General features: G+C 69.9%; 18 protein-coding genes. 8 read left to right on the top strand and 10 right to left on the bottom strand.

Going from position 1 to position 24,560, the window contains the following annotated elements; translation table 11 throughout:
- Positions 1–421: 421 nt before the first annotated feature.
- Together AB0H86_RS28870 and AB0H86_RS28865 are read right to left on the bottom strand one after the other, a co-directional pair.
- Positions 422–1,234 carry a C1 family peptidase gene (locus AB0H86_RS28870; RefSeq protein WP_362444869.1) on the bottom strand — a complete coding sequence of 271 codons (813 nt, stop codon included), beginning with the start codon at positions 1,232–1,234 and terminating at the stop codon, positions 422–424.
- 601 nt (positions 1,235–1,835) lie between these two features.
- Complete coding sequence (locus AB0H86_RS28865) at positions 1,836–3,344, bottom strand: SulP family inorganic anion transporter (protein ID WP_362444866.1); 1,509 nt, start codon at positions 3,342–3,344, stop codon at positions 1,836–1,838.
- Positions 3,345–3,760: 416 nt separating this feature from the next.
- Here AB0H86_RS28865 and AB0H86_RS28860 point away from each other — a divergent pair, with 416 nt between their 5' ends.
- Positions 3,761–4,159 carry a MerR family transcriptional regulator gene (locus AB0H86_RS28860; protein ID WP_362445083.1) on the top strand — a complete coding sequence of 133 codons (399 nt, stop codon included), beginning with the start codon at positions 3,761–3,763 and terminating at the stop codon, positions 4,157–4,159.
- A gap of 247 nt (positions 4,160–4,406) precedes the next feature.
- Here the strand turns inward: AB0H86_RS28860 and helR are convergent, their stop codons facing one another.
- The 3 genes from helR to AB0H86_RS28845 form a co-directional block, all read right to left on the bottom strand.
- Positions 4,407–6,623: an RNA polymerase recycling motor ATPase HelR gene (gene helR / locus AB0H86_RS28855; protein WP_362444862.1), complete on the bottom strand. Its 2,217-nt coding sequence runs from the start codon at positions 6,621–6,623 to the stop codon at positions 4,407–4,409.
- 141 nt (positions 6,624–6,764) lie between these two features.
- Positions 6,765–8,003, bottom strand: coding sequence for a glycosyltransferase (locus AB0H86_RS28850; protein WP_362444859.1), 1,239 nt, complete (start codon positions 8,001–8,003; stop codon positions 6,765–6,767).
- 198 nt (positions 8,004–8,201) lie between these two features.
- Entirely contained in the window at positions 8,202–9,881 is a 1,680-nt protein-coding gene (locus AB0H86_RS28845) for a glycosyltransferase family A protein (RefSeq protein ID WP_362444856.1), read from the bottom strand.
- 370 nt (positions 9,882–10,251) lie between these two features.
- On the opposite strand from AB0H86_RS28845, the gene AB0H86_RS28840 reads away from it, so the two are divergent.
- The 6 genes from AB0H86_RS28840 (at position 10,252) to AB0H86_RS28815 (ending at position 17,612) form a co-directional block, all read left to right on the top strand.
- The gene (locus AB0H86_RS28840; RefSeq protein WP_362444853.1) at positions 10,252–12,474 is read left to right on the top strand and encodes an MMPL family transporter; all 2,223 of its coding nucleotides are present in this window, start codon (positions 10,252–10,254) and stop codon (positions 12,472–12,474) included.
- 103 nt (positions 12,475–12,577) lie between these two features.
- A complete protein-coding gene (locus tag AB0H86_RS28835) occupies positions 12,578–13,303 on the top strand; it encodes a response regulator transcription factor (protein WP_362444850.1) in 726 nt (241 codons plus the stop codon).
- Complete coding sequence (locus tag AB0H86_RS28830) at positions 13,300–14,730, top strand: HAMP domain-containing sensor histidine kinase (RefSeq protein WP_362444848.1); 1,431 nt, start codon at positions 13,300–13,302, stop codon at positions 14,728–14,730. Before AB0H86_RS28835 ends, AB0H86_RS28830 begins: the two co-directional genes overlap by 4 nt.
- Before the next feature lie 64 nt (positions 14,731–14,794).
- Positions 14,795–15,478: a response regulator transcription factor gene (locus AB0H86_RS28825; protein WP_362444845.1), complete on the top strand. Its 684-nt coding sequence runs from the start codon at positions 14,795–14,797 to the stop codon at positions 15,476–15,478.
- Positions 15,479–15,568: 90 nt separating this feature from the next.
- A complete protein-coding gene (locus AB0H86_RS28820; RefSeq protein WP_362444842.1) occupies positions 15,569–15,871 on the top strand; it encodes a hypothetical protein in 303 nt (100 codons plus the stop codon).
- A 277-nt stretch (positions 15,872–16,148) separates the two neighbouring features.
- Entirely contained in the window at positions 16,149–17,612 is a 1,464-nt protein-coding gene (locus tag AB0H86_RS28815) for an alginate lyase family protein (RefSeq protein ID WP_362445080.1), read from the top strand.
- Positions 17,613–17,772: 160 nt separating this feature from the next.
- Here the strand turns inward: AB0H86_RS28815 and AB0H86_RS28810 are convergent, their stop codons facing one another.
- The gene (locus AB0H86_RS28810) at positions 17,773–19,197 is read right to left on the bottom strand and encodes a DUF445 domain-containing protein (RefSeq protein WP_362444839.1); all 1,425 of its coding nucleotides are present in this window, start codon (positions 19,195–19,197) and stop codon (positions 17,773–17,775) included.
- A gap of 183 nt (positions 19,198–19,380) precedes the next feature.
- Here AB0H86_RS28810 and AB0H86_RS28805 point away from each other — a divergent pair, with 183 nt between their 5' ends.
- Positions 19,381–20,721: an SGNH/GDSL hydrolase family protein gene (locus AB0H86_RS28805; RefSeq protein ID WP_362444836.1), complete on the top strand. Its 1,341-nt coding sequence runs from the start codon at positions 19,381–19,383 to the stop codon at positions 20,719–20,721.
- Between the two features lie 111 nt (positions 20,722–20,832).
- Here AB0H86_RS28805 and AB0H86_RS28800 read toward each other — a convergent pair whose 3' ends face one another.
- From AB0H86_RS28800 to AB0H86_RS28785, 4 genes are all read right to left on the bottom strand, one after another.
- Positions 20,833–21,669: a DUF1707 domain-containing protein gene (locus AB0H86_RS28800; protein ID WP_362444832.1), complete on the bottom strand. Its 837-nt coding sequence runs from the start codon at positions 21,667–21,669 to the stop codon at positions 20,833–20,835.
- 72 nt (positions 21,670–21,741) lie between these two features.
- Positions 21,742–22,740 carry an ABC transporter ATP-binding protein gene (locus tag AB0H86_RS28795; RefSeq protein WP_362445077.1) on the bottom strand — a complete coding sequence of 333 codons (999 nt, stop codon included), beginning with the start codon at positions 22,738–22,740 and terminating at the stop codon, positions 21,742–21,744.
- Between the two features lie 45 nt (positions 22,741–22,785).
- Positions 22,786–23,607: an ABC transporter permease gene (locus tag AB0H86_RS28790; protein WP_362444829.1), complete on the bottom strand. Its 822-nt coding sequence runs from the start codon at positions 23,605–23,607 to the stop codon at positions 22,786–22,788.
- Complete coding sequence (locus tag AB0H86_RS28785) at positions 23,600–24,400, bottom strand: ABC-2 family transporter protein (protein WP_362445074.1); 801 nt, start codon at positions 24,398–24,400, stop codon at positions 23,600–23,602. The genes AB0H86_RS28790 and AB0H86_RS28785 overlap by 8 nt, the downstream gene beginning before the upstream one ends.
- Between the last annotated feature and the right edge of the window lie 160 nt (positions 24,401–24,560).

Raw genomic sequence — 24,560 nt, 5'->3', positions numbered from 1 at the left:
GGCTGTCCTGCAGGCCTCCCAGGCCCCCGATGCGGTGATGGTCCGGCTCGGCGGGGCTCACCCGGCCCGGGCCGCCCGCCCCCCGGACGGGTGTCGCTGCCACCTGCGGGGCGGGCACGGTCCGCGTCGGCGTCCTCGGCCGGCTCTGCTCGGTGTCACCGTGCCGCTGTCCGTACATCCGTGTCCCCTCCCGACTGGTCGCGCCGCCCGGCCCCGAACCCGTGTGCCGGTATCGCCTACCGTGCGTTCTGCGCACCAGGCTTCAACCTGCCCGGCCGCGGCTCAAGAGCCGCAAGGGCAGCGCAGGTGCGCCTGCGGGCAACCGTAGGCCGCCCCATGCCGCACACACCCGAAGTGCTGGGTGTGCGCGGCATGGGACCGGGATCTGCGTGTGCTCGTAGGTCGTCGGGCGACGATGTGCTTAGGCGATCGAGACCCCGTAGGCCTCGGTGAACGCCTGTTGCGCGTACTCCTCTGAGGCGTAGCCGTAGCCGTCGTCGCCCCAGTTCGTGCCCCAGCTGTTCCGCACGATGAAGCGCCGCTGACGGGTGTAGCCGACGAGGGCGACGGCGTGGCCTCCGCGCGCGGTCTCCTGCTTGTAGTGGTTCAGCTCACCGTGCGTGGCCTTGGCCTCGTCCCAGGTACGGTCCACGTTGAGGCGGACCAGGATGGGCCCGCCGCCGGAACCGAGCCACCGCCGCCACTCGTCGAGTTTGCGGCCGAGATTGAAGTAGGCGGCGATGCGCATCTGTGCCGCCGTGGCGTAGAACGTCTCTGTGTCGCCGGGGTAGTTGAGCGGAGGGGGCTTGAAGGGAAGCTCCTCGTCCCGCACAACGCCGTACCTGCGGGCTATGGCAAGAGCCGCCTTGAGGCTGGTGCCGTCTTTCTCGATGAACGTCGTCGGCTCCGTGGTGAATTCGTCCGTCTCCTTGGATGCCATCCACATGTAGCGGACCGACAGCGGGTCGTCCTTACGCAGGCGGTTGACCTTGGCGAAGTGCCAGCGAAGCATGGAGTCCGCCGTCGCCCATCCCACGCATGAGCCTGTGGTGCCCTGGTCTCCGATGTTCCACCAGGGCTCCCGAAGATCGATCTCCTCGGGCAGGGCCGCGTCGGGACCCGCGGCGAGTCCGGCCGCCTGGGCATGCCGCGGTTGCCAGTCGCGTTCGGTGTCCTTCGACTGAATGCAATTGAGGACCCTGTCCTCGGTCCCATTGTTCACGTATTCGGACACGATGTCTCCCTGTCTTCTCTGCGCTCCTCGTTACCGAGGCAGCGATTCCGGTGGAATGTTGACGACTGTGTCTGCGGTCAGCTCGGGGCCGGCGTCAGCCAGATGTCGTCGTCGGCGCTTGCCGAAGAGCCCGAACCGGCTCCTGTCGGGAGGCGGCCCGGGGAGGAGATAGACGTCCGAGAAGTTCCGCGCGGAGAAACAGCGCAGAGCGGGATGTTGGAATTTCGCAACTGCCGGGCGCGAGGCTCCATATACCTATGCCGTAAGCCTGACACCGAAGCGGTTGGTCTGCAAATTTTGAACTGATTACCTTTTCAACTGGCTTTCAGGTCGTAACGAACTTAATCCAGTCGTAAATCGTGATCTTTATGGCGGGGCTCTGCGCTAAGGTCCTGACCATGAAGCCGTACTCCCTCGAGTTCCACTGAGACGAGCTTGTCGTCGTAGACGTGGAACGTCTCCCGGGGCACAGCATCCATGCGACGAGACCGGGGACGTGAAGAAGGGGAGCGGCACGTTCGGCGTCCAGCGCCAGTGCACCGGAACCGCCGGCGTTGGTGATGGGAGTCTTCCTGGCGCCGACGAACATGGGGGCTGCCGGTCAGTGACCGGCGGTCAGTTCGCCGCTGAGCGTCTCGTGCAGGTCGGCGCTGGGCCGGTTCAGGCCGACGATCTCGACGCTCTTGCCGCGCTGCTTGTACTTGGTCTCGATCGCGTCGAGGGCGGCGACGGAGGAGGCGTCCCAGATGTGTGTGGCGGACAGGTCGATGACGACCTTGTCCAGGTCGGTGGCGTAGTCGAACTGGGTGACCAGGTCGTTGGAGGAGGCGAAGAAGAGTTCGCCGGTGACGGAGTAGACGACCTGGCCGCCGTCGGGGTCGGTGACCGACGTGACCTCGACCAGGTGCGCGACGCGCTTGGCGAAGATCACCATAGCGGTGATCGACCCGACGACGACGCCGATGGCGAGGTTGGAGGTGGCGACCACGATGGCGACGGTGATGACCATGACGGTGATCTCACCGGCGGGCATCCGCTTGAGGGTCTTGGGAGCGATGGAGTGCCAGTCGAACGTCGCGAAGCACACCATCACCATCACCGCGACGAGGGCGGCCATGGGGATGTCGGAGACGACTGGGCCAAAGACGACGCACAGCACCAGCAGGAAGGAGCCCGCCAGGAAGGTGGACAGGCGGGTGCGGGCACCGGAGACCCGTACGTTGATCATCGTCTGCCCGATCATGGCGCAGCCGCCCATGCCGCCGAAGAATCCGGTGACGATGTTGGCGATGCCCTGCCCGATGGACTCGCGGGTCTTGTTGGAGCGGGTGTCGGTGATCTCGTCGACCAGCTTCGCGGTCATCAGCGACTCCATGAGGCCGACGAGGGCCATGGCGAGCGCGTAGGGGGCGATGGTGGTGAGCGTGTCGAGCGTGAACGACACGTCGGGCAGGCCCGGGACCGGCAGGGAGGAGGGCAGCTCGCCCTTGTCGCCGACGGTCGGGACCGCGATCCCGGCCGCGACGGTGACCACGGTGAGAGTGACGATGGAGACGAGCGGTGCCGGGATCACCTTGGTGACCTTCGGGAAGAACACCAGCAGCAGCAGGCCGCCGACGATGAGCGGGTAGACGGCCCAGGGCACGTCGTGCATCTCGGGAACCTGCGCCATGAAGATCAGGACGGCGAGGGCGTTGACGAAGCCGACCATCACGGAGCGCGGCACGAAACGCATCAGCTTCGCCACGCCGAGCGCGCCCAGGACGATCTGGAAGACGCCGGCCAGGATCACGGCCGCGACGAGATACCCAAAGCCGTGCTCACGGTTGAGCGGAGCGATCACCAGGGCGACAGCACCGGTCGCGGCGGAGATCATCGCGCGGCGGCCGCCGACGATCGAGATCGTCACGGCCATCGTGAAGGAGGCGAACAAGCCGATCGCCGGGTCGACCCCGGCGATGATCGAGAAAGAGATCGCCTCGGGAATGAGGGCGAGCCCGACGACCAGGCCTGCGAGGACCTCGGTGCGCCATACCTTCGGGTCGGAGATCCAGTCGGGCTTGAGGCCGCGCAGCCGCGCGGTGGTGGATACAGCTGTGGAAGCAGACAAGAGGGCAGTACCTGTCACGGTCGGGCACGCCGGGCGTCACCGGTGCGTGCGGGAAGACGCCGAAAGGCCGGGTCGGCCTTCCGCGGCCCGCGTGCGGCGGGCTGAAGTCACAGGGCAGCAGGCGCAGGATGTGCTGCTGCTGCGGGGCGAAGGGTCACGGCGGGCAGGCGGCGGCGCGAGTCGTCGTGGGCATGCGCACGCTCTCTCCTGCAGACATCGGTCTTCGCCGGGGGCATCGTCGGCCCCGACGCGGCTGACGGTCACGGGAGGAATACATCCCGCGCCGTGGGAGGCGGGGACGGTTTGGAACCGACCCCTACGATCATTTACTCTACCCTGACGTTAGGGTAGAGATTGGCGCCGGCCGCCTGTGGCCTTGGTGACACAAGAGGAAGGGCGCCCGCGTGAGCGAGCACATGCAGATCGGTGAGGTCGCCTCGCGTACGGAGCTGTCGCTGCGCACCATCCGGCATTACGAGGAGACCGGCCTGGTCATCCCCTCCGCCCGCTCCCAGGGCGGCTTTCGCCTGTACACCGAGGCCGACGTCGCACGTCTGATGGTCATCCGGCGGATGAAGCCGCTCGGCTTCACCCTCGACCAGATGCGCGACCTGCTGGATGCCACCGACCGCCTCGACGCTACCGACCTGGCCGAGGGCGCCGAACGCCAAGAGCTCATCAGCCGAGTGCGGGAGTACGAGCAGGCCGCCGTTGAGAAGATCGATGAGCTGCGCGTCCAGCTGGCCCGCGCCGAGGACTTCGCCGCCACTCTCCGCACCCGCCTGGAGCAGGACAGCCGCATCGCCCAGTCTTGAAGTCCCCGGCTCCGACCTGTGAGTTGTCCACACGTCGATGGGGCTGAGCGGGGGGAGGCGGGCTGCGACAGCGCGCCGCGCAGTTGTCGGTTCTCCGCGGTCAGTTGGTGGACCATTTCGCCGGCCCCTTGTCGGCCGCGGGATGGGTGGCCAGTGCCGTCTCCTTGCCGAGTTGCCGTCGTGCACAGGTAGTTGACCCAGTGTTCACCTACCTCGGCGCCAAGGCAGGCATGGCCACCCGACCACGTCAGGCGCTCGTCAGGATGACGAGTTGTTGGGTCGCTCGGGTCATCGCGACATAGCGGTCGACCGCTCCTTCGATGCCCTCTCCGAATGTCTCCGGGTCGACGAGGACGACCAGGTCGAACTCGAGGCCCTTCGACAGTTCCGGGGTCAGGGAGCGGACGCGGGACGTCGTACGGAAGGTGGGGTCGCCGATGACGCAGGCGATTCCGTCGGCGTGGGCGGCGAGCCAGGTGTCGAGGATCGAGGTCAGGTCCGTAGCGGATCCGTGGACTACGGGGACGCCGCCGCTGCGGATGGAGGTCGGCACGTTGGCGTCGGGGAGCACGGCCCGGATGACCGGCTCCGCCTCCGTCATGATTTCTTCCGGCGTCCGGTAATTGATGCTCAGGGAGGCCAGGTTGATGCGGTCGAAGCCGAGCCGTTCGAGGCGTTCCTGCCAGGACTCCGTGAAGCCGTGCCTGGCCTGGGCGCGGTCTCCGACGATGGTGAAGCTTCGGGAGGGGCAGCGGAGCAGCAGCATCTGCCATTCCGCGTCGGTCAGTTCCTGGGCCTCGTCCACGACGACGTGCGCGAACGGGCCGGCGAGCAGGTCCGGGTCGACGGTGGCGAGTTCGGACTCGTCGACCAGGCTGACCTGGGCGTCCTCACCGCGCAGCATCGTCACCAGGCCGATGCCTTCGTCACCGTCGGAGCCGGAGTTGGCCACGGCGTCGATCAGGTTGTCGACGACCTGCGTCATGCGCTCCCGCTGGCCGGCGATGACGGCCTGGTGCCGGCGCTTGCGCCGTGCCTCCTCCGGGTCGCCGAGCCGCTGCCGTGCCGCGTCCAGGAGCGGCAGGTCGGACACCGTCCAGGCCTGGGGGTCCGCGCGCTGCAGCTTCTGGACGTCGTCCCGGCTGAGCCAGGGAGCGCACATCCGCAGGTACGCGGGTACCGACCACAGGTCTCCGACCAGGTCGGCCGCTTCGAGCAGCGGCCACGCCCGGTTGAAGGCCGTGAGCAGGTCCCTGTTCCGCAGCAGCGACTTACGGAGCAGGGCGGGCGAGACCTCGGCCTCACCGGCACCGTCGCCGGCACCGGCACCGGCACCGGCACCGTCGCCATCGTGCTTGTCCATCAGGATCGTGAGCAGTTCCTCCCAGACCTGTTCGCGCGCCTCGTTGTGCGGGGTGCCGGGTTCCGCCGCTTCGAACGCCACGGCCCATTCGTCGGCGCTCAGCGAGATGTCGGACCAGTGGGTGGTGACCGTCATCCCCTTGGTGGGCGGGTCCTCGTAGAACCGGACGGCCTTCTCTATCGCGTTCACCAGGTCCGCGGAGGACTTCAGGCGGGCCACGTCCGGGTCGGTCTCGGTCGTCGCCGCGGCTCCCTCGGTGACGAGGTCTCGCAGGGTGCAGGTCTGTACGCCCTCCTCTCCGAGGCTGGGGAGGACGTCGGCGACGTAGCCCAGGTACGGCTGGTGCGGACCGACGAACAGCACGCCGCCCCGGCGGTGACCGAGGCGCGGGTCGGAGTAGAGGAGGTAGGCGGAGCGGTGCAGGGCGACGACGGTCTTGCCCGTGCCCGGACCGCCGTCGACGACGAGTGCGCCGCGGGATCCCGCGCGGATGATGGCGTCCTGGTCGGCCTGGATGGTGCCGAGCACGTCTCGCATCCGGGGCGACCGGTTGCTGCCCAGGCTGGCGATGAAGGCGGACTGGTCGTCGAGCGCGGCGTGCCCGACGACCCCGTCCGAGGTGAACACCTCGTCCCAGTAGTCGCTGATCCGGCCGCGGGTCCAGCGATACCTGCGACGGCTCGCCAGACCCATCGGGTTGGCGTGGGTGGCTCCGAAGAACGGCTCGGCCGCGGGGGAACGCCAGTCGAGCAGCAGCCGGCGCCCCGTGCTGTCGGTGAGGCCGAGTCGTCCGACGTACACGGGCTCGGGACTGTCCGCGTCGACCATGTGTCCCAGGCACAGGTCCAGACCGAAGCGGCGCAGTGCGCGCAGGCGAGTGGTCAGGCGGTGGATCTCCGTGTCCCGGTCCATCGCTTGTCGGCCCATGCCGCCGGGTGCCCTGCGCGCGGTGTCGAGGAGGGCGGTCAGCTCGGCGATCGACTCTTCGAGGCACTCCGCGATGGCCGCGAAGTGCTGCTCGTCGTCGGCGATCAGCGTCGGGTCGGCCTTGGCGGCGAGGCGGTCGGGAAGGTCGAACGCGCTGGTGGTCAGGGGGTTCACGTGATTCGCTCCGATATTCCGATATGAGGTCGCGTGCGGCCAACGCGTGCTGCCATGAGTCTGTACCGGTGAGACGAACCTGGGGTGTGTTGTCTCAGGCACCGGCTCGACGATCCCGTGTGGTTCACGATCCCGCGTGGGTCACGCGGGCACCGGCGGCGTTTCTCGGCTGATCGTGTCAAGCAGCAGCTTCGCGGCCACCGTCGCCCCGTCGGTACGGATCGTGCCGGCCACGGCCCTCGCCCGGGCGCGGGTCTCGGGGGCCAGGGCCGCCTCGAGCATGGCCGCCAGGACCGCGAAGGTCGGCGTCGGACGGGCCAGTACCGCCCCGATGCCCAGGTCGGCCACCCGGCGGCCCCAGTACGGCTGGTCCGCGAACTGGGGTACCACCACCTGAGGCGCTCCGGCCCGGGTGGCCGTCGTCGTGGTGCCCGCGCCGCCATGGTGTACGACGGCGGCCACCCGGCCGAACAGTGCCTGCTGGTTGACCTCGCCGACGGCGAAGCAGTCGTCCTGGTCGTCGATCAGGGCCAGGTCCGCCCAGCCGCGCCCGACAAGTACACGGCGGCCCAGCGCGCGGACCGCCTCTACGGCCACCTGGGCGACGTCCGCCGAAGCATGCATGGGCATGCTGCCGAAGCCCACGTACACCGGCGGTTCGCCGGCCTCCAGGAACGCCGTCAGCTCGGCCGGGAGCGGGCGTTCGTCGGGCAGGATCCACGCGCCGGTCTGTACGACGTCGAGGCCCGGCGTCTCCTGCAACGGGTCCAGGACCGGGTCCGTCGCCAGCCACGGCTGGTCGCCGTAGACGTACTCGCGGACGTTGTCCACCGGGGGCAGGCCGATCGACGCCCGGTTGGTGTTGAGCGCCTCGCCGAACAGCGCGTTGATGTTCTCGGCGTCCAGGTTCCACAGCTCCCGGTTGTCCGTCACGTCCGACGGGAATGGGCGGCCCGGGTACTCCAGCGGCCGGCGTCCCGGTGACGGCAGGGTGAGCTGCTGGAAGGTCACGCACACGGAGGGGATGCCCAGTTTCTCGGCCACCGACCGCGCGCCGGCCACGGCCGGCAGGATGCCGGCCGCCGCCACCACCGCGTCACATCCCTCGGCGGCCGCGGTGACCGCGTCCAACTGGCCGGCGATGATCTCGGCCGCGCGCTGCGGCAGGTTCGCCGGCCGCGGCGCCGCCTTCGTCAGCGCGCGCGCCGACGGGCCGAAGGGCACCAGCGGCACCCCGACACCGGCCAGCCGTCGCGCGAAGTCCTCGTCCGGCGGCGCGCACACCCGCGCCTCCACGCCGAGCTCCCGCAATCGCACCGCGAGCCCCGCCACCGGTTCGACGTCCCCGCGCGATCCATACGTCGACAACAACACACGCATTCGCGACCCCTGTTTCCCGCAGATTCTGGCCTAGGCCGGTGATTCTGCGGCACTACGGGGGCCTTGCCGCAAGCCCCCCGGTGCGCTATAAGTTGAAAGTGGCAAGGAGTCGGTGACCGGTTGGTGACCTCCTTGCCATTGCTGTTTCCTCCGCCTTTGCTGTCTCTTCCGCCTTTTCTTTCTCCCCGCGAAGTGGCGTCAGCCGTTGCGGTGGGGTCTCCAGGGGTCCGCCCTGCGCGCGAGGGTTCGGGCGCGACGGCGTACGTCCGGAGGCAGGTGGCGGAGGACTGTGCCGGCCGCTCGGCGGACTCGGGGGGACGCTGTCGTGCCGAGGAGGAGAAGGTCGCGGACCGTCGCGGCGCCCGGTCGGCCCACGGACAGGCGGAGTTGTTTGTCGTGGCCGGACCAGGTGGGAACGAGCAGCCGGGGCGGGGTGCCGACACTGACGGCGGAGAGGCCGGCGGCCTGACCGCCCGGAACGACGCGGGCCCTGCGGCCCACGCCGAGGAGCTGGGCGCTCGCCCACACCACGTGCGTGCCGGGTTCCATCGCCTCGCCGCCCGCCAGGGTGAGCGGGTCGATGACCGTCTCGCCGGTGAGGACCACGCGGTGGCGGTCGCCGCCGAGGGGTTCGGTGCGCGGGGTGAGGTCGGCGTCCGGGAACCACCACAGGTCGCGGGCGGTGTCGTGGACGAGGAGTTCTCCATGGGCGTGGCCGAGGGGGTGCGGGGCCTCCCAGCCCTCGGCGCCCTTGATGCCGGCCAGCAGGTCGGGGTCGAGGAGCATGCGGCCGTAGCGTTCGACGAGGGCGAGGGGCCGGCCGTCGGGGCGGCGCATGCCGATCGTGGTCGTGAGGTGGAGTCTGCCGGCGCGCCAGCGGATGTCGTCGACGGTGAGCTCGGGTCTGATCCCCTGGGTGCGGCGGGCGAGTTCCACGAGGGAGTCCAGATGGCCCTCCTCCAGCAGGTGCGCTCTGAGCCGGGTGAGGGCCGGGAGGCCGTCGCGTACGCCGGGCGGGTAGGCGTCGAGGGCCATGCGGCGTACGACGCCGAAGTGCCGTTCGAGGTTCTTGCCGGTGCGTTTGAGGGCGCGGGACTCACCGACCGGGCGGAGGAGTTCGACGCGGTAGGAGCGGCGTAACAGGTGGTCCTGGAGCGGGCCCGGTGAGGTGTCCTGCTTGATGGCCTCCACGACCGTGCGCAGGTGTGTGTAGTAGACCTCGGGGGTGGTCCCCCGGCTGCTGGTGTTGCCGCCGTCGTCCCGGCGCTTCCATACGTAGCAGGGGTGGTGGGCGAGGATCGAGACCCTCTTGGCGCGCAGGTAGGCGCGGGCCATGAAGAGCTGGTCCTCCAGACGCACCGGGCCCTCGGGGAAGGCGAGGCCGTGGGCGAGGAGGAACTCGCGGCGGAACATTTTGTGCGGGGTCAGGCTCTCGAACAGGGGCGCGGTCTCGACGGTGCAGTGGTCGACCGTGCGTTTGAAGACGTTGCTGGGGCCCGCCATGGTGCCGACCACCTTGCCCAGGACGATGTCGGAGCCGTTGCGGTGGGCGAGGCGGTGGAGGTGTTCGAGGGCCTCGGGGGTGAGCTCGTCGTCCTGGTCGACGAACTGGACGTACTCGCCGCGGGCCAGTCGGACACCGACGTTGCGAGGCTTGCCGGGCCAGCCGGAGTTCTCCTGGCGGACCACGCGTACGTGCGGGTGCCGGGACGCCAGCCGGTCGAGGCGCTCCGCGGAGTCGTCGGTCGAGCCGTCGTCCACGTAGATGATCTCGTACGCGTCTCTGCCCAGGCTCTGGTTGATGAGCGACGGCGAGCAGAGCTGGATGTACCGGCCGGCGTTGTAGACGGGCACCACGATGCTGACCTTGAGCTTCAACGCTCCCCCTTATGAGACCAAGTCACCTGTCGCTCTCTCGTCGTTCTACGGACGTTCAGATACCGGCAAAGGTTGTCCCGAGGAGAACAAGTTCAGGCGAGTTCGTTCAGATATGGAGTGATCGTCCTTATCATCCGCGATCACTCCCGATCACCCTCGACGCCACTCCCGGTCGGACGGGTGAGTTCGTCGCCAGAAACGCCCGATGTCCGTCCGGGAACGACCGTCAAGAAACCCTCAGGTTCGTCGTGGGGCTGCCGTCAAGTGCGCCGAGCAGGATCGGGACCTCAACCACCTACGGATGAGGGATGCAGGCATGGCTACGCTCTTGTACCGACTGGGCGCTTTCGGCGCTCGACGGTGGCGAACGATGTTGGTCGGATGGCTCCTGGCACTCGGCGCGGTGATCGGCCTCGGCTTCTCGTTCGCCGGCTCCTTCGAGGACAGCGGCTCCATCCCCGGGTCACCGGCGCAGACGGCGCTGACCAAGATGGACCGCCACTTCCCCTCCCCGGACGTCCAGTCCGCGGAGATCGTGTTCCAGGCCCCGTCCGGCCGCGAGGTGACCGACTCCGACCTGCGGAAGTCGCTGGCATCCACCCTCGCGGCGATGAGCGACGTACGCGGGGTGGCAGAGGTCGGCGATCCGGTCGAGGACGACACCGTCTCCAAGGACGGGCGCACGGCGGTCGCGCAGGTCAGCTTCACCACCAAGAAGGACGACGACGTACCTGCCGGCACGCTCGACGCGGTGAAGGCCGCGGGCAGCCAGGCCGAGCAGGCGGGGCTCAGGACCGTCTACGGCGGTGACGCCTACGCCCCTTCGACCTCACCCTTCGGGCCGCCCGAGATGGTCGGACTGGGCGTGGCGCTGGTCATTCTCGTGATCACGTTCGGTTCGCTGCTCGCCGCCGGGCTGCCGCTGATCACCGCCATCCTCGGCGTCGTCGGCACCATGGCGGCCATGATGGGCCTGGCCACGGTGGTCGGGGTGACGGACAGCGCGCCCACCCTGGCGATCATGCTGGGGCTCGCCGTCGGCATCGACTACGCCCTGTTCATCGTCTCGCGGCACCGGGCCCAGCTCGCTGCCGGAATGCCCGTCCAAGAGTCCATCGCCAAGGCCAACGCGACCGCGGGCAGCGCCGTCGTCTTCGCCGGAGCCACCGTGGTCATCGCACTCGCGGGACTGTCGGTGGCCGGCGTCCCGATGCTGACCTCCATGGGCCTCGCATCGGCGGGAGCGGTCGCCGCCGCGGTCATCCTGGCGCTGGGCCTGCTCCCCGCGCTGCTGGGACTGGCCGGCCGCAGGCTCACGCCCAAGTCCGGCACCCGCTCGGGCCGACGGATGGCACGCGGTGGCCGAACCTCGTGGAGCACGCGCTGGGTCGACGTCGTGCGCGGCAGGACGGGACGCGGGACAGCGGGCAGCGGCCGGACACCCATGGGGGTGCGCTGGACCGAAGGTGTGCTGCGCAGGCCCGTGCGTACTCTGGTCATCGCGACCGTGGCCCTCATCGCCCTCGCCCTTCCGGCCCTGCAGCTCAAGCTCGCCGTGACCGACGAGGGCAACAGCCCCACCACCACGTCGAGCCGTCAGGCCTACGACATGGTCAGTGACGCCTTCGGCCCCGGCGCGAACGGCCCGCTCGTCATCCTCATCGAGGACGACGACCCAGCCGCCATCGAATCGACGGCCACCGCCGTCGAGGACAAGCTGCGTGACGTCAAGGGCATCGCCGACGTCAGCGGTGTCGACGTGGCTGACGACAAGGCGGCCGCGCGCATCCAGATCATCCCCGACACCGGACCGAGGACGCAGGCGACCAGCGACCTGGTCTCCCACCTGCGCACCGAGATGCGGCCCCTCGCCGAGGCCGGCGGCAGCTACGTCGCCGTCACCGGCCTGACCGCCGTCAGCATCGACGTCTCCGACAAGCTCAGCGGCGCACTCGTGCCCTTCGCGATCGTCGTGGTCGGCCTGTCCATATTCCTTCTGATGATCGCGTTCCGGTCCCTCGCCATACCCGTCAAGGCCACCATCGGATTCCTGCTGTCCGTCGGCGCCGCGTTCGGAGCCACTGTCGCGGTCTTCCAATGGGGCTGGCTGGCAGGCCTGTTGGGGGTGGCCAGTGAAGGCCCGGTGGCTAGCTTCATGCCCATCATCGTCATGGCCGTGCTCTTCGGACTGGCCATGGACTACGAGGTGTTCCTCGTGTCCGCCATGCGGGAGGACTACGTCCATCACCGCAACGCCCGCGTCGCCATCACCACCGGAGCCCGCAACGCGGCCCGCGTGGTCACCTCGGCCGCCCTCATCATGATCTCGGTCTTCATCAGTTTCCTGTTCTCGCACGACGCCGATATCATGCCGATCGCTTTCGCCCTGGCCTTCGGAGTCATGGTGGACGCCTTCCTGGTCCGGATGACCCTCGTCCCGGCGCTACTCGCCCTCCTCGGTGACCGTGCCTGGTGGCTGCCCCGGCGCCTGGACCGCATCCTGCCCCGCCTCGATGTCGAGGGCGAGAACGTCCACGCACCCGACGAGACCCCGCAGGTCCCTGCCAAGCAGTCCGCCTCAGTGGGCCTGTGACGCGATGAACTACCAAGCTGATACCGGGACATACCCCGCATCCGTCGTGGCGGTGGAAGCGGTGGTCGTCGGGCAGCCCGTCCCGCCCGTACAAGGAGCACGTATGAACGCCGTCGACGCACCGAGCACCGCTGACCGGGTGCTTGTCATCGATGACGATCCCGGTATCAGGCGCCTGTTGATCTCGGCCCTCGGCTTCGCCGGATTCGAGGTCGACGTGGCGGGCGACCTGACCGAAGCCCTCGAACAGGTCGCCCGCCGGCCCCCCGACGTCATCGTTCTCGACGTCATGCTCCCCGGCGCCGACGGCTTCGAGATCCTCCAACTCCTGCGCCAACGCGCCATCGACGTACCGGTCCTCTTCCTCACCGCACGTGACGCGATCGAGGACCGCGTGCGGGGGTTGCGGCTGGGCGGGGACGACTACGTCACCAAACCCTTCAGCGTCGTCGAAGTCGGGGCCCGCCTGCAGGCGCTGCTCCGGCGAGCGCGCAGCGGAGCCCCGGCCGCGGCCGAGGAGACACCGCTGCGCATCGCGGACCTCGCGATGGACGATCCCCGCCACGAGGTCCGCCGTGCGGGCCGGCTCCTCGAACTCTCCCCCACCGAATACCGCCTGCTGCACTACCTCCTGAGCCACCAGGGACAGGTCCTCTCCCGCGCCCAGATCCTCGAAGCCGTCTGGCAGTACGACTTCGGCGGGGACAGCGTCGTCGTCGAGCGCTTCATCTCCAACCTCCGCCGCAAGATCGACCACGGCCACCCGCCGCTGCTGCACACCGTCCGGGGCGTCGGCTACACCCTCCGAGAAGAACAGGCCCACAAGTGAGACTTCTCGGCCGCCGTACGTGGTCCTTCTCAAGTGTCCGCCTGCGTCTGCTCGCCGGTCTGGCCGTCCTGCTGGTGTCCGGTCTGACGGCCAGCGCCGTCATCACCGCGTTCCTCCTGGAGGACTACCTGGACAAGCGCTACGAGCAGACCCTCGAAACCAGCGCCCACCGCCTCACCGAGGTCATCGGGCGAGGGCCGCAGACCGCCGACGCCGATCAGTTCGCCACGCTGCTCGGACCCCCGCTGGGCATGGTGGCCGTGGACGCGGACAACAAGGTCCTGACCAGCACAGGTTCCGCGTCCTCGGCGGCCCGTCAGGTCACCGAGCTCAGCACGACCGTGCCGACCGGCACCATCGTCAACTACGACGGGCACGACGAGCAGCACGGTCTCGCGGTGATCCGCGTCCCCAGCCCCGGACTCACCATCGACGACGGACTCGCCCAGGGTGTCATCGAGCCGACCGCGCTCGTCCTCACCATCGACACTTCCGTCGACGACTCCACCGTCGACGCACTCATCAAGCGTCAACTCATGCTGATCGGCGCGGCGTTGCTGATCCTGCTGGGGCTCGCGGTCATCGTCCTGCGCCTCGGCCTGCGCCCGCTGGCCCGGATGGCCCGTACCGCCGACGCCATCGCCGAGGGCCACCTCACGGAACGACTGCCGACCACGCGCAACGGCAGCGAGGCCGGCCAACTGGCCGAAGCCGTCAACCGGGCGTTCGACGCGCAGGCGCGCGCGGAGGCGACCGTACGTTCCCTGGCGGCCGACACCTCGCACGAGCTGCGCACCCCGCTCTCCACCATCTCCGGCTGGCTCGACCTGCACCGACAGGGCGGAGTGTCGGGGCCGGGCCTGGAAACGGCGCTCGAGCACATCGAGAACGAAGTGGGACGGATGCGCCTGCTCGTCGAGGACCTCGCCCTGCTCGCCCGCCTGGATGCCGGCCGTCCCGTCGAGCAGCACGACGTCGACCTCACGGGGCTGGCCGCCAGCGTCGTCGAGGACGCCCAGATCATCTACCCCCAGCGCGCCATCACCATGGCACCCGCAGCGTCCGCGCCCGTCCTCGGTGACGCCAACCGACTGCAACAGGTCCTGCGCAACCTCGTCGGCAACGCCGTCCAGCACACGCCCGCCCAGACCGCCGTACGGGTCGAGATCACCCGGACCCGCGAGGACGTACAGCTGCGCGTGATCGACAACGGTCCCGGCATCGCCCCGCAGGACCTGTCGCGCGTCTTCGAACGTTTCTGGCGGGCGGAGGCCAGCCGCAGCCGTGCCTACGGCGGTTCGGGTCTGGGCCTGGCCATCGTGGAGGCCATCGTCCACGCCCACCACGGCCAGGTGCAGGTGCAGTCGGACGTAGGGGTCGGCACCACCGTCACCATCCGGCTTCCCCATGGTCCGGGCGTGCGCTGACCCGTCCGTCACCGACCCCGCGCCCGCGCGCCCACCTCACCTCGTCGACGAAGAGAGGCCACTCATGCACACGGTAGTTCTCGCCGGCGGCCCGACCCTTGTCCGCGCGGCCATGACCGCGGTCATCGACAGGAGTCGTGCCCTGTCCGTCGTCGGGCAGGCCGCTGACGGCACCCGGTTGCGTGAGCTGCTGGCGGCCGGCGCGGAACCGGACGTGATCCTGCTCGACCGCGCCATCCAGGACCAGGGCATCTCCGCGTTCACGGGGGTCGTCAGTGCCGCGTCCGCGGTCGCCCGCACCATCGTCTTCGGTGTCCCGGACGCGCAGGAGTCCGACGCCTGCCTGAGAGCGGGCGCCACGGGAGTGCTCGCCTCCGGCATCACGGCCGTGCAACTCGTCGCGGCCCTGGAAACGGTGCTCCGCGGTGGCCTCGTCGTCGTCCTGGAAACAGCCCCTGTCGTCATGGCGCACCACCGGCGCAGAGCGAGTCCCCAAACGCCCCCGGAGCTGTCCAGGCGGGAGCACGAGATCCTCACCATGGTGGCCGGCGGCCAGGAGAACTCCTCCATCGCCCATGCCCTCAGCATCAGCCCCCTCACCGTGAAGACACACATAGCGAACCTGTACGCCAAGACCGGGGTCCGGCAACGCGGCCACCTCGTCGCCTTCGCCTACGAAAGCGGCGTCGTGGTGCCGGGCAGGACTCCCGTGAGTCCCCTCGTCGACCGGCTTCCCGCGGCGTCCTGAAAGACCAGTGCCGTTGTCATCAGCGACCACCTGAGCGTTAGCCTCGGGGTTCGGTATTCGGCCGGTTCCGCAGGTGATCAGGAGGCAGGCATGGCGAAGGTTCCCAGCGCGGTGGTCGCGGCGGGCGGGATCGTCGGTGGTTACGGCGTGGCCCGGTGGACCAGGAAGCGGCAGCTGGGCGGGGTCGTGCTGGTCGCCGCCGGGGCCGTGGCCGCGCGGCAGTGGCGGGAGCGGGCGGGCGGGAAGGCCGCGGGCGCGCTGACGGCGGCGTATGTCGCCGCCTTCGCCGGGTCCCACCCCCTGGCCAAGAAGGTGGGCGCCTGGCCGGCCGTGTTCGGGGTGGCGGGCGCGGTGGCCCTGGCGTCGTGGGCGGTCGCGGACCGGAACGGCTGAGCGACGGCGACGGCGACGGGACATGCCCTCGGTGTCCCCGACCTCCACGCTGAGGTCGGGGACGACGGGTGCGGTGCGTTCCGTCTCACGTCGGAGCGACGCCTCGGTGTGACTCCTCGACGTGACTCCTTGGCGTAACCCGTCGCCGTTTCTCGTCGACGCGCCCCAGTTTTCGTTATCGTCCCCGTCCCCGCACGTCTCCTCAACGTCCCCGCCAGGTACGCGACTTACGACGTTGAGGTGCGAGCACGTGACACGACAGATCAGCCGCCGGAGCATGCTGAAGGCCACGAGTACGGCCGCCGGGGCCGTCGCCATCGGTACGACGCTCACGCAGGCCCCCGCCGCCGCGGCGGCCCCCGCCTACGCCCACCCCGGTCTGCTGCACACCCGCGCCGACCTGGGCCGGATGGCGGCCAGGGTGAAGGCGGGGGCCGCCCCCCACACCGCCGGCTTCGCCAAGCTGACCGCCAACCGGCACGCGCAGAGCGGCTGGCAGGCCAATCCGCAGGCCACCGTGTACCGGGGGTCGGGCAGCCCGCAGAACTACGCGATCCTCTACAACGACATCCACGCCGCCTACCAGAACGCCCTGCGCGGCCACGTCAGCGGCGACAGCGCGCACCTCGACACCGCCGTCGCGATCCTGAACGCCTGGTCGGCCAAGCTGACCGGCCTCGAAGGCAGCGCCGACCGGTTCCTCGCCGCCGGGCTCTACGGCTACCAGTTCGCGAACGCCGCCGAACTCGTCCGCGACCACCCCGACTTCGACCTCGGCCGGTTCCAGTCCATGCTGAGCACCGTCTTCGCGCCGCTCAGCGACAGCTTCCTGGTCAAGCACAACGACGCCGTCGTCACCAACTACTGGACCAACTGGGACCTCACCGCCCTGGCGTGCGTCCTGGCCACCGGCATCCTCTGCGACGACAAGGCCCAAGTCGCCCGTGCCGTCGACTACTTCAAGAACGGCGACGGCCTCGGCTCGGTCAGGCACGCCATCCCCGTCGTGCACGACGACGGCCTCGGCGAGTGGCTGGAGGCCGGCCGCGACCAGGGGCACGCGCTGCTCGGTGTGGGCCTGATGGGCACGGTCTGCGAGATGGCCTGGAACCAGGGCATCGACCTGTACGGCTATGACGACAGCCGTTTCCTCAAGGGCGCCCAGTACGTGGCCAAGTGGAGCATGGGCGGGGAGGTGGCGTACACCGCCAATACCCGGGCGAAGGGCGCGGTCAACGGCTGGTCCGGCCGGGAGACCGCCGCCGACGCCGCCCCCGTGGACCCGGGCATGCGGCGGCCGATCTGGGCGATGATCGCCAACCACTACACCAAGCGGCGCGGGATGTCCGCCACGTACCTCACCCGGATCGCCGCCCAGGCCGCGCCCGAGGGCGGCGGCGGGGACTACGGCCCCAACAGCGGCGGCTACGACCAACTCGGCTTCGGCACACTGGCGTTCACCCGGGACCGGGCGGCGGACCCGTCGGCCGCGCCCAGCCCTGCGGGCGGCGGCGCCTCGACCTCCGGCGGCGGCACGGGTTCCGACCCCCGGCCCCAGACGGCCGCGTCGGCCGCCCCGTCCACGTCCGCGTCCGCCTCGGCGTCCGCCCGGGCCGACGGCGATCTCGCGGCCACCGGCTCCGACGGCATCGTCGGCTGGACGGCAGCCGGCGTCACCGCGATCGCCGGAGGCCTGCTGTTCCTGCGCCGCCGGGACCAGGCGCGCCGCGAGCAGTCGTAACGCGACCCCCGAACCCCTCTACGCCGTAGCCGCCCGCGACCCCGAACCCGACCCGGAACCCGACCCCGACCCGGACCCGGAAGCGCCCTCCCCCGACGTCCCCGTTGGTCGACCCGGCCGCGGTACTTGGCCGGGATCGGGGATGTTGCCACCAGGCCGCCTACGCCCCCAGCATCCGCGACACGGTGTAGATCAACAGCCCCGCGAGCGAACCGACCACCGTGCCGTTGATCCGGATGAACTGGAGATCGCGGCCGATGTTCGCCTCGATCTTGCGGGTGGTGTGCTCGGGGTCCCAGCCGGCCACCGTGTCGGTGATCAGGGAGGTGATCTCCGCGCGGTAGGTGGTGACGACGTAGACCGCCGCGCCCTCGACCCAGCCGTCGACCTTGCCCTGGACCTTCGGGTCTGCGGCCATACGGGATCCCAGGGACAGCAGTGAGGCCCGCACCCGCAGCCGCAGCTCGCTGCGTTCGTCCTCGGCGGCCGAGACGATCATGGAGCGGACGGCGGTCCACGCGGAGGCGATCAGGTCCTGGACCTCGCCGCGGCCCAGCACCTCGCCCTTGAGCCGCTCCACGCGCGCGCGGGTGTCCGTGTCGGACTGGAGGTCGGAGGCGAAGTCGCTGAGGAAGCGGTCGAGGGCGCCGCGGGCCGGGTGGGAGGGCATGTCCCGCATCTCCGCGCAGAAGCGCAGCAGCTCCTTGTAGACCCGCTCGCCGACCTTCTTGTCGACGAACCTGGGCGTCCAGCCGGGTGCCCCGCCCTGTACGGCGTCCATCACGGAGTCGCTGTGCAGCACCAGCCAGTCGTGCGCCCGGGCCACGACCAAGTCGACGGCCCGGCGGTGCCCCCCGTCGGCGACGACCTTCTCCAGCATCTTGCCGATGCCGGGCGCGATCTCCTGCGCGTCGGCCCGGCGGGTGATCGCCTCGCCGACCACGGCCTGGACGTCCGAGTCGCGCAGCACGGTCAGGGCGCCGCGCAGTGCCGCCGACAGCTCCGCCGTCACCCGGTCCGCGTGCTCGGGTTGGGCCAGCCAGGCGCCGAGCCTGCTGCCGATGCCGACCGCCCGCAGCCGCTGCCGTACGACGTCCTCGGAGAGGAAGTTCTCGCCGACGAAATCGCCCAGCGTGACGCCGAGCTGGTCCTTCTTCTTGGGGATGATCGCGGTGTGCGGGATGGGCAGGCCGAGCGGGTGGCGGAACAGGGCGGTGACCGCGAACCAGTCGGCGAGCGCGCCGACCATGCCGGCCTCGGCGGCCGCGGCGACATAGGCCGCCCAGGTGCCCGCGCCCTCGTTCGAGGCCCACTTCGCGAGGACGTACACGACCGCCACGAACAGCAGCAGTCCGGTCGCGGTGAGTTTCATGCGGCGCACCCCGCGCTGCTTCTCCGCGTCGGCCTCGCTGAACGTGTTCATGGCACGGGCAGCCGCGGCGGGCACCCCGCGCGCACCCGAAGCGGGGGCGGCACGGTTACCGGTCCCCGCCGCCCGGGCATGCTGTCCTACACCGGATGATCCCTTTTCCTCAGGCTTCGTACGTTCCATCCACTCCACCCGTTCGTGATCCCTCGCACACATTGTCCCTTCCTGACCGACTCCTGGAACGGAACAAGAGTTCCCGGCGTCTGTCGGGAGGGGGAGCTTACGGAGAACTCCGCGGCCCAAAGGGGGGTCCTGTTCGACTACCCCTGATCTCATGACGCATCATGAGGTGATCACACCGGAGCCTCGGGCTCCCATCCCAAGGAGACACACGCCCGCATGACCAAGCGTCACGGTTATGCGCTGCTCAGCACGATCATCGCTCTGATCGTCGTCGTGTCCGCGGCCATATACGTCGGAGTCGCCTCCGACCACGGCAGCGGCGAGAGCAGCAAGAACACCCTTTCCGGGGCCCGCGCCCCGCACAACTCCGCCGCCCCCGCCTCCACCGGGGTCTGGGTCGGCACCTGGTCCGCCTCCCCGGTCGGCGGCGAGCCAGGCACCGAGACCACCGGCATGGCGGACCGCTCGCTGCGCAACGTCGTCCACACGACCATCGGCGGTACGAGTGCCCGTATCACGCTGTCCAATCTCTACGGCCAGTCGCCGCTGACCATCACGCACGCGACGATCGCCGTCGCGGCCGGCACCGGCACCGCCGAGGCGGCCGGGGAGACCATGCGGCGCCTGACCTTCGGCGGCAACCCCGTCGTCGTGGTCCCGGCCGGACAGCAGGTGCTGAGCGACACCGTCGCGATCCGCGTCCCGGCGTACAGCGACATCCTGGTCACCACCTACTCCCCCACGGCGTCCGGCCCGGTCACCTACCACCCGCGCGCCCGCCAGATCTCGTACGCCGCCGCGGGCGACCGCACCGAGGACGTGACCGGCACCGCGTACACCGAGCAGACCGGGTACTGGCGCTACCTGACCGCGCTGGACGTGCTCAGCGACGAGGCCCAGGGCACCGTCGTGGCCTTCGGCGACTCGCTCACCGACGGCGTCGGCTCCACCGACAACACCAACCGGCGCTGGCCCAACCTGCTGTCCGACCGGCTGCGCACGGCGAGCGTGGCAGGCCAGGACGTGCCCCGCTACAGCGTCGTCAACCAGGGAATAGGCGGCAACCAGGTCCTCGCCGACGGCCTCGGCCGCCCAGCCGAGAACCAGGCCGGCGTGAGCCGCTTCGCCCGGGACGTGCTCGGCCGCACGAACGTCAAGGTCGTCGTCGTGGACCTCGGCATCAACGACATACTGCGCAACCCCCGACTGGCCGACCCCGACACCGTCCTCACCGGTCTGCGCACCCTGGTCAGCCAGGCCCACGCCCACGGCATCAAGGTCGTCGGCGCGACCCTGATGCCCTTCGGCGGCCACCGCGGCTACTCCGCCGCCCGCGAGAACGTCCGCCAGGCGATCAACGTCCAGATCCGCGCGGGCCACGTCTACGACGCCGTCGTCGACTTCGACAAGGCCGTCCGAGACCCGTACGACCCGCGCAGGTTCCGCTCCGACTACGACTCGGGCGACCACCTCCACCCGAGCGACAAGGGATACGAGCGGATGGCGGCGACGTTCGACCTGGACTCCCTGAAGGGGTCGGCACCGGCGCGGCTCTAGTCCCGGCTGGGGGCTGAAACGCGAGTACCGGCCTGTGATCGGTACTCGCCCTCGGTCAGCGACCGTCCGCGGTCAGCACTCACGGTCAGTAGTCGCAGTCAGTAGTCGCGGTCAGTGGTCGCGGTTGCGGCGCCGGTCCCGCTCCTCCCGGCGCTCCCGCTTCCGCTCGCGCATCAGGTCATGATGGCCGTCGAGCATCCTGCCGTGGGCCTCGTGGGCGTCGTGGGGGTCGTCGCGGTACGACTCGCCGAGCTCCCGCAGGGACTGCTTGCGCTCCAGCTTCTCCTGGCGGCGCTCCTCCTTCAGACGCTGCCGCTCGGCCCGGGTGGCCTTGCGCTCGACGCCGACGCCGCCCCAGAAGGCGAAGCCCGTCACGATCACCCGCGGGGCGCCCGGATCGCCCGGCACGCCCTCCTCACGGTGGTCGAAGCCACCCATGACGCCGATCCCACGCACCACGACCTCGACGCCGGGCGGCACGATCACCTGCACCCCGCCCATGATCGCGATGCAGTTGATCTCGACCTCGCCGGCCGCGAAGTCCGCCTCCCGCAGATCGATCTCGCCGCCACCCCAGAAGGCGAAGGCGGTGAACCGCCTCGGTACCGTCCAGCGGCCCTTGCGCTGGAAGCCCGACATGACGGCGACGGCCCACGTCGACGACCCCTCGCCGCCGGTGATCCGGCCCGCCCAACTCCCGCTCGGCGCGGGGTCCTTGGACATCGACACCCGAGGAGCGGCCCCGACCGTCCCGGCGGGCGCGGCGGACGGCAGGTCCCGGGTGATCGGCGTGAGTTCGCCGTACGTGCGGGCCTTGTACGTGGCGTCCAGCCGCTCCTCGAACTCCTCCATGTCGAGACGTCCCTCCGCGAGGGCGTCCCGCAGAACCTCGGTGACTCGTTCACGATCGGCGTCGGAGGCGCGCAGCTCCGGAGCATCCTCGGTCATACCCAGCAGCCTACGAGGTGTCGGCGCCGGGCACTATCCGATCGCGCGGGACGAACATCGCCCGCCACGGCGCTACAGGGCCGCCCGCTCCGGCGGGGGTTTGGGAGTGTCCCCCAAGGAGTGCAGCATCTTCGCGATCACGGCCTCGATGTCCGGCTCCCGCACCGACAGGTCCACCAGCGGATACCGCGCCGCGATCCGCGCGACCAGCGGAGCCGCCGACTGAGACGCCGGGAAGGCCAGCCACTGCCGGGGCCCGTCCACCTTCACCACCCGCGCGGGCGGCGGCGCGTCGATCGGCGGCAGCTCGCGCTCCAGGTCCACCACGAGGGTCCGCTCGCTCTCCCCCGCCTCGTGCAGCCCGGCCAGCGCGCCGTCGTACATGAGCCGCCCATGGTCGATGACCATCACCCGCGAGCACAACTGCTCGATGTCCTGGAGGTCGTGCGTGGTCAGCAGCACCGTCGTACCGCGCTCGGTGTTCACCTCCCGCAGGAACTCCCGCACCCTGGCCTTGGAGACGACGTCCAGCCCGATCGTCGGCTCGTCGAGGTACAGCACCTCCGGGTCGTGCAGCAGGGCCGCCGCGATGTCGCCGCGCATCCGCTGACCGAGCGAAAGCTGACGGACCGGAACGTCCAACAGGTCGGCCAGACCGAGGAGTTCGACGAGCCGGTCGAGATTCTCGCGGTAACGGCCGTCGGGGATGCGGTACATACGGTGCATCAGCCGGTACGAGTCGATCAGCGGAAGGTCCCACCACAGCGTCGTACGCTGCCCGAACACCACCCCGATCCGATGCGCCAGCCGGGTCCGCTCCCGGGACGGCTCGATGCCCGCGACCCGCAGCCGGCCGCCGCTCGGCGTCAGGATGCCGGTCAGCATCTTGATGGTCGTCGACTTCCCGGCACCGTTCGGCCCGATGTAACCGACCATCTCGCCGCGCGCCACGGAGAACGAGATCGAGTCGACCGCCCGCACCTGACGCCGCTCCCGCCTCATGAAGCCGGTCCTACGACGCACGTCGAAGACCTTCTCCAGCCCGTCCACCTCGATGAAACCCGAGTCCATGGAGCCCGTGCCGGTGCCCGCGTCCGCATCCGTACCCATCAGTCCTCAGCTTCCCGTACTCCGATACGACCGCAGCCCCGCCCGCCAGACCATCCCGGCGAGCACACAGCACGCCACCGCCACCAGCGGGGGCGCGAACGCCACCCACTGCGGCAGCCCGAGCGGATACGGCCGCCCCAACACATAGGTGCCCGGCACCCAGTTGACGAAAGCGAGCGGCAACACGAACGTCACCCCACGCACCAGGTCCTTCCCGAACACGCTGGGCGGATACTGCAACAGCGTGGTGCCGCCGTACGTGAACGCGTTCTGCACCTCGGCGGCGTCCTGCGCCAGGAACTGGAAGGCCGCGCCCGCCACGAACACGGCGCAGAAGATCACCGCGCCGCTGACCACCATCGCCGGCACCAGCAACACCTTCACCGGCGTCCAGACGACATCGACCGACACCAGCGCCCAGCCCAGCACCAGCGCACCCTGGCTGATCCGGCCCAGGCGACGCAGCGCGAAGTGGTCCGCGCCGACCTGGGCGAGCACCGGAACGGGACGTACGAGCAGGGTGTCGAAGGAACCGTCACGCATCCGGGTGCCCAGTACGTCCATGGAGCCGAACACCAGGTCGGCGATCCCGAACGCGGTCGCCGACAGCCCGTACAGGAAGGCGACCTCCGGCAGCGTCCACCCACCCAGCGAGTCGACCTGCGAGAACATCAGCAGGATCGTGACAAAGTCCAGCCCGGTCACCAACAGGTTGCCGAACACCGTGACGACGAAGGAGACCCGGTAGGTCATGGCCGACCTGATCCACATCCCGGCGATCAGCCGGTAGGCCCGCAGCCCCTCCGCCAGGCGGTTGTGCTCACCCACCCTGCACCACCACCCGACGGGTCGCGGCCGACTGCACCAGCCGCCCCGCCCCCAACAGGACCACCGCCCACACCGCCTCGAACGCGAACGCCCCCAGCGGGTCGGTCTCCCCCATCAGCACATCCGCCGGCATCTGGAGCTGCGCCGCCCACGGCAACACCCGGACGACGTCGCCGAGCGCGCCCGGGAAGGCGTTCAGCGGCAGTGTCATGCCCGAGCAGAAGATCCCCAGGACCATCAGGGCCTGGTTGACGCCCATTCCGTCCATGAGCCAGAACATGCTCAGGGCCGCCAGATAGCGGATCCCGAAACTGACGACCATCGCAAGCAGCAGCGCGACCAGGAACGCCGCCCAGGTGGTGACATCCGTCGGCAACGCCATCGGGAAGAACAACGCCCCGAAGGCGAAGGGGATCACGCCCCGTCCCAACGTCTGGAACAGCGCCCGCCCCAGGTCACTCGCCAGCCACCACAGCTGAAGGTCCGCCGGCCGGTACAGGTCGATGGCGATATCGCCCGTGCGGATACGGGCCATCAGATCCTTCTCCACGCCGCCGCCCTGAATGGCGAGCGTCGCGTACAGGCACTGCCCCAGCCACACATAGGTCACCGCCTGCGCCTGGTCGTAACCCCCCAGATGCGGCCGCTCGTCCCACAACGCCAGGTAGGTGGAGACGAGGATCAGCCCGAAGACGGTGTTCGTGAACACCCCCGCCGCCGTGGCCGCCCGATACGTCGCGTACCGCCTGAATCCCCCCGCCGCGACGGCCGCGTACAGCCGTGCCGAACCCACACCCACGGCCCTCCTCACCCGCGCCGGACACCGAAGCGCAGGAGCCTAGTAGGCGGATGACCGGGCGGGCGAGCCGTTTTCTTCAGTGCCGCCGGGCCGGACACCCCGGCGACCGTCGCCGCCCGATACGTCGCGTATCGTCAAAAGCCTCCCGCCGCGA

The sequence above is a fragment of the Streptomyces sp. NPDC050997 genome (assembly GCF_040660135.1).
GTDB lineage: Bacteria > Actinomycetota > Actinomycetes > Streptomycetales > Streptomycetaceae > Streptomyces.
Note: the sequence above shows the minus strand (reverse complement) of the source record. Positions and strands in the feature narration are given on the sequence as shown.

Bases quoted from the DNA above. Each gene is read 5' to 3' on its own strand.
- AB0H86_RS28805 (WP_362444836.1), top strand. From the start codon at position 19,381: ATGACCAAGCGTCACGGTTATGCGCTGCTCAGCACGATCATCGCTCTG.
- AB0H86_RS28860 (WP_362445083.1), top strand. From the start codon at position 3,761: ATGCAGATCGGTGAGGTCGCCTCGCGTACGGAGCTGTCGCTGCGCACC.
- AB0H86_RS28795 (WP_362445077.1), bottom strand. From the start codon at position 22,740: ATGGACTCGGGTTTCATCGAGGTGGACGGGCTGGAGAAGGTCTTCGAC.
- AB0H86_RS28840 (WP_362444853.1), top strand. From the start codon at position 10,252: ATGTTGGTCGGATGGCTCCTGGCACTCGGCGCGGTGATCGGCCTCGGC.
- AB0H86_RS28835 (WP_362444850.1), top strand. From the start codon at position 12,578: ATGAACGCCGTCGACGCACCGAGCACCGCTGACCGGGTGCTTGTCATC.
- AB0H86_RS28820 (WP_362444842.1), top strand. From the start codon at position 15,569: ATGGCGAAGGTTCCCAGCGCGGTGGTCGCGGCGGGCGGGATCGTCGGT.
- AB0H86_RS28800 (WP_362444832.1), bottom strand. From the start codon at position 21,669: ATGACCGAGGATGCTCCGGAGCTGCGCGCCTCCGACGCCGATCGTGAA.
- AB0H86_RS28850 (WP_362444859.1), bottom strand. From the start codon at position 8,003: ATGCGTGTGTTGTTGTCGACGTATGGATCGCGCGGGGACGTCGAACCG.
- AB0H86_RS28825 (WP_362444845.1), top strand. From the start codon at position 14,795: ATGCACACGGTAGTTCTCGCCGGCGGCCCGACCCTTGTCCGCGCGGCC.
- AB0H86_RS28815 (WP_362445080.1), top strand. From the start codon at position 16,149: ATGCTGAAGGCCACGAGTACGGCCGCCGGGGCCGTCGCCATCGGTACG.
- AB0H86_RS28810 (WP_362444839.1), bottom strand. From the start codon at position 19,197: ATGTGTGCGAGGGATCACGAACGGGTGGAGTGGATGGAACGTACGAAG.